Origin of the sequence: Acinetobacter sp. YH12058, from assembly GCF_013419805.1 — a bacterium.
Classification (GTDB): domain Bacteria; phylum Pseudomonadota; class Gammaproteobacteria; order Pseudomonadales; family Moraxellaceae; genus Acinetobacter; species Acinetobacter towneri.
Genome location: NZ_VOZL01000017.1, coordinates 41890 through 56132, shown reverse-complemented (window position 1 = coordinate 56132; position 14243 = coordinate 41890). Strand labels below are relative to the sequence as shown.

The following is a 14243-nucleotide window of genomic DNA, read 5'->3' as shown; positions in this document are numbered from 1 at the left end:
GTCTGCAGGGCGTGAATCGTTGTCTGATTCAGATCAGGCATTGGCATTTATGGCAGGTGCGAACTCGTTATTCTCAGGTGAAAAACTTTTAACTACACCAAACGCAGGCGAAGGCAAAGACAAACAATTGTTCCAAAAGTTAGGCTTAGTGCCTGAACGTGCTAAACCAACGGTTTCTGAATTGTCGGTAGATGCGATGGCAATGGCTTAAAGTTTTAGCATCCATCCAAATGTACAAAGTCCCGCAAAGGGACTTTGTTTTTTATGCAGCAAAATAAGTTTATGCGGCAATGCTTTTAAGAGGTGATTAAAATTCCGTAACTGGCATTTAAATACTGCCCTGTTTTAATAATATCTACCCCGTTGGCATGTTCTACCGTCAGTTGTTGCTGAATCGCAGCATAATAAAACCGATCATAACAGTCCTGATGATGCAGCAACCACGTCAAAGTATCTGCTAGATTGTCATCTACAATATACGTTTTTTCTTGAAAGTTTTTAGCCATAAATACGGTCAGTTCAATATTTCTAGATACAGAATTTTAAGCGGAATACCTTGTGGGATAAAGTGTGCGGAGGATAGAAAATTTAATTGTGCACTTGTATAAATCAAACTTCGTACAGCATGAGAAGTCTCCCCACCAAAAGAGGTGGGAATGATATATGTAGTTTTGAAGATGGATAAGTGCAGTCTAATCTATACATGCAGTCAAGACTAAGCAAAATATTCAGGCTATTAGCCTAAAATAAAAAAGTGAGTCATAAAGACTCACTTGGTTTTAATACAGATTCAATACTTAACATTATTGTGTCTTAGAATCCCCACACTTACGACACTCTAAATGCGCCCCGATTTCTTCCATTGCGTCATATTCATAAATATGGATACAGAAAATTTGCTTTAACAGTTTGATCATAAATGACATTCCTTTTGATTTTTATACATCACGTTTGTGATCTCATCCTGAGATACAAATGCCATCAAGGCTGATTGACATAAACTACTATTATCATATTTAAAAAAAATAGCAAATCTAATTTAGGAACTTTCCGACAAATGACAAATTCATCTGCATACTTGCTGAAATTGAGTGCATAAATAGCTGTAAATTCATTCGCTTATATTATTTCAATTTTCAGCGCACTTGAAACAAGAAAAACTGCTCAAAAGCTAATTTATTAAAAACCAAAGAATCGCAATAGCCAATAACATCATGCTTTCTGTTATTTCAATACTCGCACCAACGGTATCGCCCGTAATTCCACCTAAACGCTGCATAAATTTATATCGCAAATACAAGGTGCTAAGGATAAAAGTCAGAACGGTCACCAAACCCACCCATCCCCAAAGCACTCCTGCAAGCAAGGTCAATGCGATCACAATTTTTGTGCCTGTTTTAGGCAAATGTGCCTGAATAGCAGTGCCTAAACCATTGGCACGTAAATAAGGCGTGCTTAAAAATAAAACCAAAGCGCTTAATCGTCCCAATACGGGTACAAACAGCAAAAATGCCAAATACTGTTGTTCGAGCAATACATACAACGCAGACCATTTTAATAAACAGCAGATCAGTAAGCTCAATACTCCAATCGGGCCGCTGCTTGGGTCTTTCATGATGCTTAAGCTACGTTCAGAATCGCCAAAACCGCCGACCCATGCATCGGCAGTATCAGCCAGTCCATCTAAATGTAAACCACCTGTCAGCCAAATCCAGAGCACTAAAATTAAGCTGCTACTCAGAACCAAAGGCAGGAATTGCAATAGATGCGCCATCCCCCACAACACAGCCCCGATTAATAAGCCAACGAGCGGATAAAACAACAGTGATTGCGCATTTTGCACTGCAGTTGGTATCTGTTTTAAAGAAACAGGAAACGTGCTCAGAAATTGCAAGGCAATCCAAAAAGGTGTCATGTTTGCCCCTGCATGTGAATCTTGCCATTGGGATGTAACTGGAATGAACTCAATTGCCCCAACGCTGCAGACATTTTTAAAATATCGTCTAAAGGTTGTTTCTGCGCCATCACTTTGAGTAATTTAATTACCCCGCCATGCGTAACCAATAACACACGTTTAGGTTGTTGCTCAAGTTGTTGTATATATTGGTTTAGATCAGACAGACTCTGCAAAACGCGCTGCTGAAAATTTGGCAAAGATTCTGCTTGTGGTGGACAAAACTGGGTTGGTGTCATCCAAAATTTAGCTAAATCTTCAGGGTATTGTTCATACAAAGTTTGGGTGGAAATAGCTTCCCATGCACCAAAATGCATTTCCTGAAATTGTGCATCAATATACAGTGGCAATTGCTGTGCTTGCGCAAAGGTCTGAGCAACCTGCAGACAACGCTGTAAAGGTGAACTTGCCACAACATCCCATCGCTGTCCTGTAGCTATTGCCGTGTTTAAAGTCTGCTGCATGTCTTGCCAACCTTTTAAAGTCAAAGCATCATCGGTTGAGCCACGCAAAGTATGACCCAATTCTGTTTCGCCATGTCTTAATAGGTCTAGCATGATCATAAAGATACTTTCTCACCAATAACCGCAGCTTCGGCAAAAGTCGCCATTTGATTATGCAAGGCACAGGCCAGTTGGATAATGCCCAATGCCGCGCCCGCACCGCTGCCCTCACCTAAGCGTAAATTTAGATGCAGCAAGGCTTGTGCACCTAATGCTTCTAATAAGCGACGATGTCCATATTCAGCCGATTGATGCCCAAACAACATCCATTCTCGGACTTGAGGATTTAAACGCACTGCAACTAATGCAGCAGCACTGCTGATAAAACCATCCACCACCATCGGCAAGCCCAACTGCGCACAGCGAATATACGCGCCCACCATTGCAGCGACCTCCAATCCACCAACTGCACATAAGGCTTTAAAAGCATCATCTTGCACATAGTTCTGATGTAGAGCTAAAGCAGCATCAATCACCTGTTTTTTATGTTGCAATTGTGCAGTGTCAATTCCTGTGCCTATGCCAGTCAAGGCTTCAGCAGGTTCTTGTAATAAAAAGCAAGACAAGGCTGATGCCGAACAGGTATTTCCAATACCCATTTCACCTGCGACATAAATCGAGGCCTGCTGTGCGATGGCATCTTCCACACTTTGACGTCCAAGTGCCATCGCATCTGCACACGCTTGTTCAGTCATGGCGCGGGTTTTAGCAAAATTCGCTGTGCCTGCACGAATACAATGCCGCTCTACTCCTGCATATTCATACGCTTCCCCGACCGAGCCGCAATCCACCACTTGTAAATGCGCCTGATATTGTCGGGCGATGACGCTGATACATGCCCCACCTGTGGCAAAATTTTGTAGCATTTGCCGAGTCACGGCTTGGGGATAGGCGGAAATATTTTCTTCCATCACGCCATGATCGCCTGCGAAAATACATATCCACGGACGTTCAATATTCGGCTGCGTTGTTCCTTGCAAAGCCGCCAGTTGAATCGCAATATTTTCCAATGCTGCCAATGAACCTGTTGGTTTGGTCAATTGAAGTTGTCGTGCAATTGCCTGTTGTTTCATCTGTTCATTTGGCTTTTGACACGCTGCAAACCACCAAGTCATTTCTTCTCTCCTTTTAAAAGCATTGGAAAACCTGCGACACAGAACTGCACTTTGTCTGCAATTTGTCCCAATTGCTGATGTAATCGCCCTGTTTCATCGACAAATTTTCGGGTTATTTCGCCCATCGGTACAACGCCCAAACCTGTTTCATTGCTCACTAAAATAATATCGGCTTGCAACTGAGGTAAAACTTCGAGCAATGCTGAAATTTGTTGTTCGGCAAAGCTTTCTGCAGATTGCATCAACAAATTACTCATCCACAAGGTCAGACAATCTACTAAAATCACAGCATTCGGATGATCCAGCATCTTTAACTGCTCCGCCAAATACAAAGGCTCTTCGCACAATTGCCAAGTCTGCGGACGCTGTTGTTGATGATGCTGAATCCGCGCCTGCATTTCTGCATCGCCCGCTTGTGCAGTTGCTACATAAATGACGGATTTGCCAAGTTGCTGCGCGGTTTGCTCAGCCATACGGCTTTTACCCGAACGCGCACCGCCCAAAATAAGTTGAATCACATGTGCTCCAAAGGAAATTGATGCGTGCTAAATAGCTGACCTTGTAAAGTGTGTGCCTGATAATAACCAAAATTTAAATGATGGATATCTAAATCGAAATATTGCACGGGGAGATTTTGAATACGCTGCAAAATCAAATTGGTTGAACACGCTGTTTGATATAAACCCAAAGTAATATGTGGATGATACTGTAAAGCTGCGATTTCAGCCCCGCCTACGCTAAGTGCCTGACGTATACGCGCCAGTTGCTGTGATTGATCTTGCACTTCTACAAATAAAGCACTATCAAAACTATTGATGCCGCCCACTTTCAGTTGAAAAGGCTCTAGTTGCAACTGCTGTAAGGCTTGAACTTGTTGTTGAAATTGTGACTCGAGAAAGTCATCTTCCCAATGCTTTTTTGCTGCATAAAACCCACAAATATATAAGGTGATATGAAACTGGCGAGTGTTTGGGCGAAATAATACATCTGAAAATTGCTGTTTTAATTGTTGTAAATAACATTCTAAAGCTGGATGTTGAACAGCTAAATACCAAAGCACATAACGCTCACGCCCACGATGCCATTCAGGATAATCATGCTGCTGTGTTGGAATAACGTACTGATTGGCTTGAATAAACACGGGATAATTCAATGAATTAAAACAGCTTATGGTAAAACATTCACAACTGAATAGACATGAAAATCATGCAATTTGAGGTGAATATTTTTCAGTTTGGTATTTTAACCATCTACATCATTTAAATAATTTTGATTTTAATGAGATGGATAAAATTCAGAAGATGGCTGAAACAGGTCTGCAATGTTATGCTGAAATGAAGATGATATTTTCTAATCTACACAAGACACTACATTACTGTGAAGCTTTACCCCATCAGAATCGGTATAACTGGAGTTTATGATGCAACAAGAATTGATCTGTTATAAACAACTTCCTATTTGGAATCATGACTCAATTCCACAAGGGTTTAAAAAACAACACAATACCCAAGTCGGCACATGGGCGAAGTTGACTATTTTAAAAGGCGAATTGCATTTTTCGATGCTGCATGAATCTGGTGAAGTACAATCTGAGCATATTTTTTCCGTGGAAAATCAACCACCATTTATTGAACCGCAAGCGTGGCATAAAATTGTATCTGCCAGTGATGATATTGAGTGCCAGCTTAGTTTTTATTGTTTGCCTCAAGATTATTTTGTTAAAAAATATAAATTAAGCCCAACACATTCTGAAATTTTAATGGCACTTCCACAGTTAACCGTGGGTAAAGCTTTGGATGTTGGCTGTGGTACAGGCCGAAATGCGCTGTATTTGAGCCAAAACGGTTTTCAGGTGGATGCTTGGGATGTGAATCCGAGTAGTATCCAAAAATTAAATGAAATTATTGCTACAGAACAGATTTCATCTATTCAAACTACTGTGCGGGATTTAAATCAGGATGCCACAATTACGGAGGAATATGACTTCATTAACTGTACAGTGGTGATGATGTTTTTGGCGCCTGAAACCATTCCTACGCTTATTCAGCACATGCAGCAAGCGACCAAACCACAAGGCTTTAACTTAATTGTTTGCGCGATGGATACTGAAGATTACCCCGTGCAACAAGACTTCCCTTTTAGTTTTAAAGCGGGTGAGTTAAGTGCATATTATGCTGATTGGGATATTGTGAAATACAATGAAAATGTCGGTGAGTTGCACCGCACAGATGCAGATGGCAATCGCATTAAACAGCGTTTTGCGACGTTGTTGGCGAGGAAAAAGTAGATGTGCAAGTGGAATCTTAAATGAATAAGCTTTTGAGCTGCTCACAGACTACATTTCAATTGCTTACATAAAGCTTAAAATAAAAAACCACTTAGGATTAGTACACCTAAGTGGTTGTTTTATATGGTGGGCCCAGACAGACTTGAACTGTCGACCAACGGATTATGAGTCCGCTGCTCTAACCGACTGAGCTATAGGCCCTATAATTGAATTTGTTATATTTCAACAAGTTCAAGCGCAAAGAATACTAGCGAAGATTTTTTAAAAACACAAGCCATTTTCAGAAATTGCTGTATAGATAGTCAGCAGACGAATTTGATTATTATTGAAATATAAAAACTACACCTTCACTTTCCGAAACATTGCCCGATGCAACTTTAAACGCTTCTCTTTACGCACTTCTAAAAACAACTCAAACATTGACCATACCAAGACCAATAACAACACAGTCAATGCCACAAGAAAAGTCGTCAAATAAGCCACTTTAGTATCCTTCCATGATGCGTGGAATAGTGAAATGATGAATAGAATCATAGCTAATTACGACCAAAGTCTAATGATTTACAAATCATTTGAATAGTGCATTTTTGCTCAATTTAAGACTTAATTTCTCTCAATTCATATATTTTTAATATTAAAAACAAAGTATTTAGAGTTAAAACCAATAAAAGATATAACGCTATATCAACTGCATCACTTGAGATTGCTATATTTCAAACAATTTTCTGTTGACTCTTATATAAAACAAGCAGAAATTATGCATTTCCAGATTCATCAGCTGTTAAATCTATGTTGAAAAAATTTATAGGCGAGTCCGCATTCAAACTTGCAGGATGGCAATATCAGGTAGAACCCAACATCCTCGAAAATAAACAAGTGATCGTCGGTTTTGAACACACCTCAATGATGGATGCAATCCTCTCGCTTGCTCTGTTCCAAATTTATGATATTAAAATTCATACTTTAATCAAAAAAGAGCTTTTTAAAGGGCCACTTAAACCTATTTTAGAAAAAGTCGGCGGTATTCCAGTAGACCGTAAATCTAACAAAGATATTGTGTCGCAAATGGTCGAACTTTTTGATCAAAATGAACATTTCAATTTGGTCATCGCACCCGAAGCAACTCGCGCAAAAACAGGTGAAGCCCGCAAGCCAATTCGTACAGGTTTTTGGCATATTGCCAAAGCAGCCAATGTGCCTATCGTTTTAATGTATGCCAACTCACAAACCAAACAAGGTGGGATTTTTGGCAAAATCTATCCGACAGATTTAGATCACGATATGGCACTTATCCAACAATTATATAAAGAACAAGTGGGCTTAGATATTGTCATTCCTGAGCCAAAAACAACTCAAAGCAACACTTAAAAAACCTAAAACTCTGCCCTTTATCTAAAAAAAGGGCTTATGTTAGAATGGGCGCAATTTTGATAGGCATACTGCCAATCTGTAAGGAGCATAGTTCGCATGGCGGGTCATTCCAAGTGGGCCAACATTAAGCATCGTAAAGCCAAACAAGATGCTAGTCGTGGTAAGTTGTTTACCAAATTTATTCGTGAATTAACAACTGCTGCAAAGCTCGGCGGTCCAGATGCGGCAAGTAACCCTCGTTTACGTGCTGTTGTGGAAAAAGCACTTTCAGTTAACATGACACGTGACGTCATTAACCGTGCCATCCAGCGTGGTGCAGGCGGTGAAGATAACGACGATCTTAAAGAAGTAACCTATGAAGGTTATGGTGTAGGTGGTGTTGCGGTTATTGTAGAAACCATGACAGACAACTTAAACCGTACCGTGCCAGATGTACGTCACTGTTTCTCTAAAACTGACGGTAACTTAGGTACCAATGGTTCTGTAGCATTCCTGTTCACAAAACGTGGTGAAATTTCATTTGAAGATTCATCTTTAGAAGATCAAGTGATGGAAGTGGCTTTAGAAGCTGGCGCAGAAGATATTGAAGTGTCTGAAGATGGCATTTTGGTTATTACCACGCCAGAAGCTTTTGGTACAGTTCAAGATGCGCTCACAGCAGCAGGTTTGAAATCTGATAATGCTGAAGTGGTCATGAGCCCATCGACCAAAGCAGAAATTACAGACATCGATCAAGCGAAAAAAATTATGAAAATGATTGATATGCTTGAAGATTTAGATGATGTTCAAAACGTATATACCAACGTTGAATTCTCTGATGAAGTTTTAGCACAATTAGACGCATAATCGGTCTAACTGCAATTCCTAAAAACGCACGTTCTCGTGCGTTTTTTTATAGATCCAGTCAAAATAATTCTAAGATTCTAATAAATTAAACTTTATTTAATAAACCATGACAGTTTAAAACATCATATTCTTTAATCACAAAGCTAGAATGCAAACCTGCCACATGCTCAATTTTACCAATCCGTTTTAATAAAATTTCGCTGTAATTTTCCATATCTCGTGCCACAACCTCTACAATAAAATCTGCAGTCTGTCCCGTCACCAAAAATGCACGTATCACTTCAGGAATACTTTCCAATTCATCCAAAAATTTAGCAAAAATATCGGTATCGTGTTTGCTCAAAGACACCTGCAACAACACATGCAAACTAAAGCCCAGTTTTTGATAATTAATTTCACGCTTTAAACCTGAAATAATTTTATGATCGATCAGACTTTTAATACGGCGATGCACCGAACTTACCGACAGATTAACCCGCTCGGAAAGTTCATTCAAATTGACATCTTCATTGCTTAAAATTTCTAAAATATGCTTATCGTAGCGATCTAATTCCATTTTTCAAGCACTCAATCTAATCAGCTAAAATTTAAACTCATGATGCCATTATACTTAAATTATTTTGCAGACTAAGCATCTTTATCGAAAATTATTTTCCATTATTAAAGCAAAATGTTTATGATTCAACAGATCACCGCTTATCGTTTTGAGCAACTTAACAGACAAACGGAACAGCTTTCTAATTTATTGATTTTCAAATTTTTAAATTTAAAAAACTCAACAAAACAACGATTCTACTCATAAATTTTCACAATCCCGACCGTCTATCTTTTACAAGTGTATAGAAATGTATTAAAACAGATGCGCTCGACAATAAGCACAATGCAGCACAACAAAACCAATAAAAATACAAGGAATCGTCATGGCTTTTAAATCTCTAAGCTTGCTGAAAATAAAATTAGCTCTGTATTTACCGTAGAAACTCAGACCAGCTCTTTATTCGATGGACTCTTAAGTGGTGGCTCTTTAAGCAATACCTTTTCTGGTTTGCTTGGCAGCCTGACTAGTTCGACCTCGACCACACCTACCCTAGATTCTTTATTAAAAAGTTTACTCTCTGGCAGCAGCTTAGATAGTTCTAGCCTAACCAATCTAATCAGCCAATTTTCAAGCTCAAATACCAACTTAGATATCACCAGCTTAATTAGCAAACTGACACAATCCAATAGTGGTAGTTTCGATATCGCTTCCATCACCAACTTACTCAGCGGCATGATTGGCAGCAATGCAGGTGATTTAGATATTACGAAACTCACCCAATTAGTGAATGGATTAATCTGTGGCAATACAGGTAATCTTGACATTGCTCAAATTACTCAATTGGTCAGCGGTTTGATTTCGGGCAATAGTGACCTCGATATGGCTGCAATCACACAACTGGTTGGTGGTTTAATTGGCGGCAATACTGGCAATTTAGACGGCATGGATATCGCAGTGATTGCTGAACTTGTAGGCGGTTTAATCCAAGGCAATGGCGATCTTGATATTGCGCAAATTGCTCAACTGGCAAGCGGCTTGATTGGCAGCAATATCGGTGGCGGTTTAGGCGGTATGGATATCGCGGTCATTGCTGAATTAGTAGGCGGTTTAATGCAAGGCAATGGCGATCTTGATATTGCACAAATTGCGCAACTGGCAAGCGGCTTAATTGGCGGTAACATCGGTGGTGATTTAGGTGGTCTAGATATCGCTGCTCTAGAACCAATTCTTGCGTTGCTTAATCCTGAAGGTCAGCTTGCAAGTGACTTTGATCTAGGTGGTTTATTAAATAATCTGACTGGAGATACAACTGGTGGTTTCAGCTTAGATGGCTTGAGTGATGGTTTTGACAACTTAATTTCTGGTTCAGATTTTAACATCAGCGACTTACTGCAAGGTGCGTCATCTACAACCAGTTCAGAGATCAATATTGATAGCTTAGTCCCTGCATTAGGCGATGCATTTGGCAATTTAACTGGTGGCACATCAGACACTCAATTTGATTTAGCTACCCTGCCAAATTTGGTACAGACTTTTGATTTGAATAACTTAAATTCTTTGTTCTAATCCTTGGTTTTAGGTTTTTATACATCAGTATCCAAAAAATACGCGCAGATTGCGCGTATTTTATCTGAGGCGATAACATTTAAATACCGCGCCAATCTACACGTGCATTACGCTCAGTTTGATAAATACGAGAAACATATTGCCCTAAAGGTAAATCCAGCAAATATTTTTTATAATCTTTAAATTCTTCAGAAATCACTTCATCATGTTCTTTTTCCCACGGCGTTCCAGAAATTTCCAAAATAGGTGCAAGCATCGAACACACTGAAATATCGGCTAAACCTAAACGCTCACCCACAAAATAACGCCCGTAATTATCAATCAAATGCTGATTTAAAATGACAATTAATTCATCCATCCGCTGTTTGGATTCTGCAACTTTATCTTGATCGAGCTGATAGCCCTTAGACACCAAGGCTTTAATAATTGGCTTGGAATATTTAGAAAATTGACGCAAATAGCCTTTTTCGCCAATTAAAATTTCCAAAGGTTCTTCACTTTCAGATAATGCATGCGCCAACCCCCATCGACGCACATGCTGCCCCAATTCATCAGCCAAAGTATTTATGGCCAACGCATGTTTATATTGTTCGGCATCACTGCGTAACAAGGCATGTTCGGGGTAAATATCATCTAGATATAAAGCAATTTGAGTCGAATCTGCTATCCAGCGGTCTTGATCACGTAAAATAGGTAATTTATTTTGCCCTGTTTTTAATTGGGCAAAAGCGCGATGCACGCCTGGAATTAAGTTTTGCGCATCATAATCTAACTCTTTATGATCCAATAACCAGCGAGCTTTCTCACAAAAATGAGACAAAGGAAACTGGTATAAGATGCGCATAAAATCTCCATATTTAAAATTTTGATATCCAAAGCAGTATCAATACTGTGCTTGTCATACTTTAGTCATAGCCTCTTATAATTACAATGTACTTTTTATTCAAAATTCAGGCGAAACAGTCAGCAATTCAAAATCAATTCCGAAAAGAAATTCAACGTACAGCATCAAGCACGCTAGATTGGAGAAACATCTGTCCGATGACCTGACTTTATCTGCCCTTTCATGTAAAATCGTGCCTAATTTTTAAATAACACGTTGTGAGTTATTCATGGGTTTTAATTGTGGTATTGTGGGCCTGCCAAACGTTGGTAAATCTACGCTTTTTAATGCTTTAACCAAAGCTGCAATTGCAGCGGAAAACTTCCCGTTCTGTACCATTGAGCCAAATACAGGCATTGTACCTGTGCCAGATTCACGTTTGGACAAATTGGCGGAAATCGTAAATCCGCAACGTGTATTACCCACCACGATGGAATTTGTGGATATTGCAGGTTTGGTTGCAGGTGCATCTAAAGGTGAAGGTTTAGGTAACCAATTCCTTGCCAACATTCGTGAAACTGATGCGATTGCGCATGTAGTTCGTTGCTTTGAAGATGAAAACGTCATTCACGTAAATGGTAAGATTGACCCATTAGATGACATTGCAACCATCAATACCGAACTTGCGTTGGCCGATTTAGAAACGGTGAGCAAAGCCATTACACGCTTAGCAAAATCTGCCAAAGGTGGCGATAAAGAAGCCGTAGCGACCAAAGCCGTTTTAGAAAAAATCCAACCTTTACTGGATGATGGCAAGCCTGCACGTGCAGCCAATTTAGATGACGATGAACGCAAATTGGTTCGTGGTTTTGGTTTATTAACCTTAAAACCAACCATGTATATTGCGAACGTGGCAGAAGATGGCTTTGAAAACAACCCGCACTTAGATGCAGTCAAAAAACTTGCTGCAGAAGAAAATGCGATTGTGGTGCCTTTATGCAACCAAATTGAAGCCGAAATTTCATTACTTGAAGATGAAGACCGTGCAGAATTCCTAGAAGCTCTTGGTATGGAAGAACCAGGGCTGAACGTAGTGATTCGTGCAGGTTATGCGCTGTTAGGTCTGCAAACTTACTTTACTGCAGGCGTACAAGAAGTCCGCGCGTGGACAGTGAAAGTAGGTGCAACTGCACCACAAGCAGCAGGCGTAATTCACACTGACTTTGAAAAAGGCTTTATCCGCGCAGAATGTATTGCTTATGAGGATTTCGTACAATACAACGGCGAAGCAGGTGCAAAAGAAGCAGGTAAATGGCGCTTGGAAGGTAAAACTTATATCGTACAAGACGGTGATGTTTTACACTTCCGTTTTAATGTTTAATTGTTTTTATGTTTAGTTTTAGAACAATGCTTACAGCCGAGCATTGATTCAATAAAAAAACCTCGATGTAAGCATCGAGGTTTTTTTATAGGCGATTCTGCATCACATCAATGCAAAATAATCTCAACTAAGACTGCACCACATTGCCCTTTTGTTTCGGGTCGGTATTACCCAATTCAGGATGCGCCAAAGCATCGGCACATTGTTTTTTATCACGTTCATAATCGGCTTGTTTTTGTGCAAGACTGCTTGAACTGTCAATCGTCGCACGTGCCCAAATTTCCAAACTGGTCAAGGCCTTACGACACAGCGCATATTTCCCTTCCGTTACAGAGTCGGTCATTTTGACATTAATACGCCAGTCGGTACTTAATTTACGGGCAGGTTTGCGGACTTTATCTTCAATTAAGTTACGCTGTTTACGATACACGTACGGCTCAACTTCATTCATTAATTCCCACGCGGCTTGCGCATACACAGTCGCATCATTGGTGAGTTTTGGCGCAGGCTTAATTTCTACTGTTTTTTGCGGGTTGTTGTCATTGCTACACGCTTGCAATAACAGGCTACTGCATAACATTGAAGCAAGCAGGATTACAGGTGTTTTCAATTTCAACATATCGGTTCGCCCATACAAACAATTCGGCATCATGCTAATGAATTCAAGTATAATACACAATCTTCATTTGACCCATCGTTCAACTTTCTCCCACAAGGTGTGTCGTGTCCGTACACAATATTCAAACTGCGCCCGCAGCAAGTTTTTGGCAAGGTGCAAAAGATAGTCAGGCGATTATTTTCACCTATCTGCCTGTTTCTTTTGCTTTTGGTGTTTCTGCAACTCAATTCGGCTTTAGCGCATGGGAAGCCTTATTTTTATCTTGCTCGATGTATGCAGGGGCGAGTCAATTTTTAGTCGTTGCCTTATTGGGCAGTGGAACTTCAATCTGGATGACCGCATTAACGGTAATCGCCTTGGATATTCGACATTTACTTTACGGCCCGGCCTTACAAAACCTGATTCAAGATCGTTTAAACCTAAAAAAAACTGCAATTTGGTCATGGGGTCTGACCGATGAAGTTTTTGCCTCAGGCATGATTAAACTGTCACAGCGCCGTCAGGAATGGTCTGAATCATGGATGCTTGGACTGAGTTTATTTAGTTGGTTGTCTTGGGCATTAGGCTCTTTGTTAGGCGGATTATTTGCCGATCAAGTCACTAAAATGCCACAGTTTTTGCAAGCGGCGCTCGACTTTTTACTGCCCGCTTTATTCCTTAGCTTCTTATTGGCAGCATTTGAAAAGAAACACACCTTTGTCGTGGGAATCACCATTCTAGTATCTGCCGTAGCTTGTTATTTTATTGACTTATCTGCTGCAATTTTTATTGGGATTTCTTCAGGTATTTTGGCGGGATTATTTAAACACTATGTTTTAAAACAACCCGACCCTGAACATACAGGAGCAAAATCATGAGTTTAGAAATTATTTTGGTCGGTATTATGGTCGGTATCGCAAACTTCGCCTCACGTTTTGGGCCATTTTTTGTGATTCAGAAGTTTCAACAAGGCTCGCAACAACGTGGTGCTTTATGGCTTAAAATCGCTTTAGGCAGTATTGGTATTGCTGCAATTAGCTCTATGCTTGTGGTTGCAACCTTGCCACCTTTGCTTGAAACACCCAATAAAAGTTTTGCGATGTTAATTGGCTTTTTAGTGCTGACAGGTTTGTATTTTAAGTTTAAGAAAATCGTACCTGCAACGCTTACCGCAGCCATCACCTATGGTTTAATTTATACTTATGTGCCATTTTCGTTCTAATGTTGCTGAAATTTAGAGGTTGAATCGTCCAAACGATCT

The 14243-nt window shown here is 40.0% G+C and carries 17 protein-coding genes, 1 tRNA gene and 1 pseudogene; 8 read left to right on the top strand and 11 right to left on the bottom strand.

Annotation, left to right across the window (positions count from 1 at the left end; all coding sequences use genetic code 11):
• Window positions 1-211 (top strand): annotated as a pseudogene (locus tag FTU09_RS10505) (biotin synthase); the annotation flags it as partial.
• Window positions 212-296: 85 nt separating this feature from the next.
• On the opposite strand, the gene FTU09_RS10500 reads toward FTU09_RS10505, so the two are convergent.
• The 6 genes from FTU09_RS10500 to FTU09_RS10475 form a co-directional block, all read right to left on the bottom strand.
• On the bottom strand, window positions 297-506 hold the full coding sequence (locus tag FTU09_RS10500) for a hypothetical protein (RefSeq protein WP_180080234.1): 210 nt from the start codon (window positions 504-506) through the stop codon (window positions 297-299).
• A gap of 665 nt (window positions 507-1171) precedes the next feature.
• Window positions 1172-1915 carry an adenosylcobinamide-GDP ribazoletransferase gene (locus FTU09_RS10495; protein WP_180080231.1) on the bottom strand — a complete coding sequence of 248 codons (744 nt, stop codon included), beginning with the start codon at window positions 1913-1915 and terminating at the stop codon, window positions 1172-1174.
• Window positions 1912-2517 (bottom strand): histidine phosphatase family protein, encoded by a 606-nt coding sequence (locus FTU09_RS10490; RefSeq protein WP_180080228.1) that lies wholly within the window; start codon window positions 2515-2517, stop codon window positions 1912-1914. The genes FTU09_RS10495 and FTU09_RS10490 overlap by 4 nt, the downstream gene beginning before the upstream one ends.
• On the bottom strand, window positions 2514-3572 hold the full coding sequence (gene cobT, locus FTU09_RS10485) for a nicotinate-nucleotide--dimethylbenzimidazole phosphoribosyltransferase (RefSeq protein ID WP_004976913.1): 1059 nt from the start codon (window positions 3570-3572) through the stop codon (window positions 2514-2516). Before cobT ends, FTU09_RS10490 begins: the two co-directional genes overlap by 4 nt.
• Window positions 3569-4090 (bottom strand): bifunctional adenosylcobinamide kinase/adenosylcobinamide-phosphate guanylyltransferase, encoded by a 522-nt coding sequence (gene cobU / locus FTU09_RS10480; protein WP_096901203.1) that lies wholly within the window; start codon window positions 4088-4090, stop codon window positions 3569-3571. The genes cobT and cobU overlap by 4 nt, the downstream gene beginning before the upstream one ends.
• Window positions 4087-4713 carry a 2'-5' RNA ligase family protein gene (locus FTU09_RS10475; protein ID WP_096901204.1) on the bottom strand — a complete coding sequence of 209 codons (627 nt, stop codon included), beginning with the start codon at window positions 4711-4713 and terminating at the stop codon, window positions 4087-4089. The genes cobU and FTU09_RS10475 overlap by 4 nt, the downstream gene beginning before the upstream one ends.
• 279 nt (window positions 4714-4992) lie before the next feature.
• Between FTU09_RS10475 and tehB the strand changes: the two genes are divergently transcribed.
• Window positions 4993-5859: an SAM-dependent methyltransferase TehB gene (gene tehB, locus FTU09_RS10470; RefSeq protein ID WP_154321273.1), complete on the top strand. Its 867-nt coding sequence runs from the start codon at window positions 4993-4995 to the stop codon at window positions 5857-5859.
• A 124-nt stretch (window positions 5860-5983) separates the two neighbouring features.
• On the opposite strand, the gene FTU09_RS10465 is transcribed toward tehB, so the two are convergent.
• A tRNA-Ile gene (locus FTU09_RS10465) sits at window positions 5984-6060 on the bottom strand.
• A gap of 138 nt (window positions 6061-6198) precedes the next feature.
• Window positions 6199-6342, bottom strand: coding sequence for a hypothetical protein (locus FTU09_RS10460; RefSeq protein ID WP_154320842.1), 144 nt, complete (start codon window positions 6340-6342; stop codon window positions 6199-6201).
• A gap of 306 nt (window positions 6343-6648) precedes the next feature.
• On the opposite strand from FTU09_RS10460, the gene FTU09_RS10455 reads away from it, so the two are divergent.
• Both FTU09_RS10455 and FTU09_RS10450 read left to right on the top strand, forming a co-directional pair.
• Window positions 6649-7227: a 1-acyl-sn-glycerol-3-phosphate acyltransferase gene (locus tag FTU09_RS10455; RefSeq protein ID WP_131261328.1), complete on the top strand. Its 579-nt coding sequence runs from the start codon at window positions 6649-6651 to the stop codon at window positions 7225-7227.
• Between the two features lie 99 nt (window positions 7228-7326).
• Window positions 7327-8076 carry a YebC/PmpR family DNA-binding transcriptional regulator gene (locus FTU09_RS10450; RefSeq protein ID WP_004971429.1) on the top strand — a complete coding sequence of 250 codons (750 nt, stop codon included), beginning with the start codon at window positions 7327-7329 and terminating at the stop codon, window positions 8074-8076.
• Between the two features lie 85 nt (window positions 8077-8161).
• On the opposite strand, the gene FTU09_RS10445 is transcribed toward FTU09_RS10450, so the two are convergent.
• Window positions 8162-8632 (bottom strand): Lrp/AsnC family transcriptional regulator, encoded by a 471-nt coding sequence (locus tag FTU09_RS10445; RefSeq protein ID WP_004971430.1) that lies wholly within the window; start codon window positions 8630-8632, stop codon window positions 8162-8164.
• A gap of 489 nt (window positions 8633-9121) precedes the next feature.
• Here FTU09_RS10445 and FTU09_RS10440 point away from each other — a divergent pair, with 489 nt between their 5' ends.
• Window positions 9122-10180, top strand: coding sequence for a hypothetical protein (locus tag FTU09_RS10440; protein ID WP_218951316.1), 1059 nt, complete (start codon window positions 9122-9124; stop codon window positions 10178-10180).
• 79 nt (window positions 10181-10259) lie between these two features.
• Here the strand turns inward: FTU09_RS10440 and FTU09_RS10435 are convergent, their stop codons facing one another.
• Window positions 10260-11024 carry a glutathione S-transferase family protein gene (locus FTU09_RS10435; RefSeq protein ID WP_096902290.1) on the bottom strand — a complete coding sequence of 255 codons (765 nt, stop codon included), beginning with the start codon at window positions 11022-11024 and terminating at the stop codon, window positions 10260-10262.
• Window positions 11025-11292: 268 nt separating this feature from the next.
• Here FTU09_RS10435 and ychF point away from each other — a divergent pair, with 268 nt between their 5' ends.
• On the top strand, window positions 11293-12384 hold the full coding sequence (gene ychF, locus FTU09_RS10430) for a redox-regulated ATPase YchF (protein WP_004971435.1): 1092 nt from the start codon (window positions 11293-11295) through the stop codon (window positions 12382-12384).
• A 127-nt stretch (window positions 12385-12511) separates the two neighbouring features.
• On the opposite strand, the gene FTU09_RS10425 is transcribed toward ychF, so the two are convergent.
• Window positions 12512-13003, bottom strand: a complete 492-nt coding sequence (locus tag FTU09_RS10425; RefSeq protein WP_026438320.1) for a hypothetical protein — start codon at window positions 13001-13003, stop codon at window positions 12512-12514.
• 119 nt (window positions 13004-13122) lie between these two features.
• Between FTU09_RS10425 and FTU09_RS10420 the strand changes: the two genes are divergently transcribed.
• Together FTU09_RS10420 and ygaH are read left to right on the top strand one after the other, a co-directional pair.
• Complete coding sequence (locus FTU09_RS10420; protein ID WP_171062558.1) at window positions 13123-13860, top strand: AzlC family ABC transporter permease; 738 nt, start codon at window positions 13123-13125, stop codon at window positions 13858-13860.
• Window positions 13857-14204, top strand: coding sequence for an L-valine transporter subunit YgaH (gene ygaH, locus FTU09_RS10415; RefSeq protein ID WP_004971441.1), 348 nt, complete (start codon window positions 13857-13859; stop codon window positions 14202-14204). Before FTU09_RS10420 ends, ygaH begins: the two co-directional genes overlap by 4 nt.
• Window positions 14205-14243: the final 39 nt, after the last annotated feature.

Bases quoted from the DNA above. Each gene is read 5' to 3' on its own strand.
- ygaH (WP_004971441.1), top strand. From the start codon at position 13,857: ATGAGTTTAGAAATTATTTTGGTCGGTATTATGGTCGGTATCGCAAAC.
- ychF (WP_004971435.1), top strand. From the start codon at position 11,293: ATGGGTTTTAATTGTGGTATTGTGGGCCTGCCAAACGTTGGTAAATCT.
- cobT (WP_004976913.1), bottom strand. From the start codon at position 3,572: ATGACTTGGTGGTTTGCAGCGTGTCAAAAGCCAAATGAACAGATGAAA.
- FTU09_RS10455 (WP_131261328.1), top strand. From the start codon at position 6,649: ATGTTGAAAAAATTTATAGGCGAGTCCGCATTCAAACTTGCAGGATGG.
- FTU09_RS10435 (WP_096902290.1), bottom strand. From the start codon at position 11,024: ATGCGCATCTTATACCAGTTTCCTTTGTCTCATTTTTGTGAGAAAGCT.
- tehB (WP_154321273.1), top strand. From the start codon at position 4,993: ATGCAACAAGAATTGATCTGTTATAAACAACTTCCTATTTGGAATCAT.
- FTU09_RS10425 (WP_026438320.1), bottom strand. From the start codon at position 13,003: ATGTTGAAATTGAAAACACCTGTAATCCTGCTTGCTTCAATGTTATGC.
- FTU09_RS10450 (WP_004971429.1), top strand. From the start codon at position 7,327: ATGGCGGGTCATTCCAAGTGGGCCAACATTAAGCATCGTAAAGCCAAA.
- FTU09_RS10445 (WP_004971430.1), bottom strand. From the start codon at position 8,632: ATGGAATTAGATCGCTACGATAAGCATATTTTAGAAATTTTAAGCAAT.
- FTU09_RS10500 (WP_180080234.1), bottom strand. From the start codon at position 506: ATGGCTAAAAACTTTCAAGAAAAAACGTATATTGTAGATGACAATCTA.
- FTU09_RS10490 (WP_180080228.1), bottom strand. From the start codon at position 2,517: ATGATCATGCTAGACCTATTAAGACATGGCGAAACAGAATTGGGTCAT.
- FTU09_RS10495 (WP_180080231.1), bottom strand. From the start codon at position 1,915: ATGACACCTTTTTGGATTGCCTTGCAATTTCTGAGCACGTTTCCTGTT.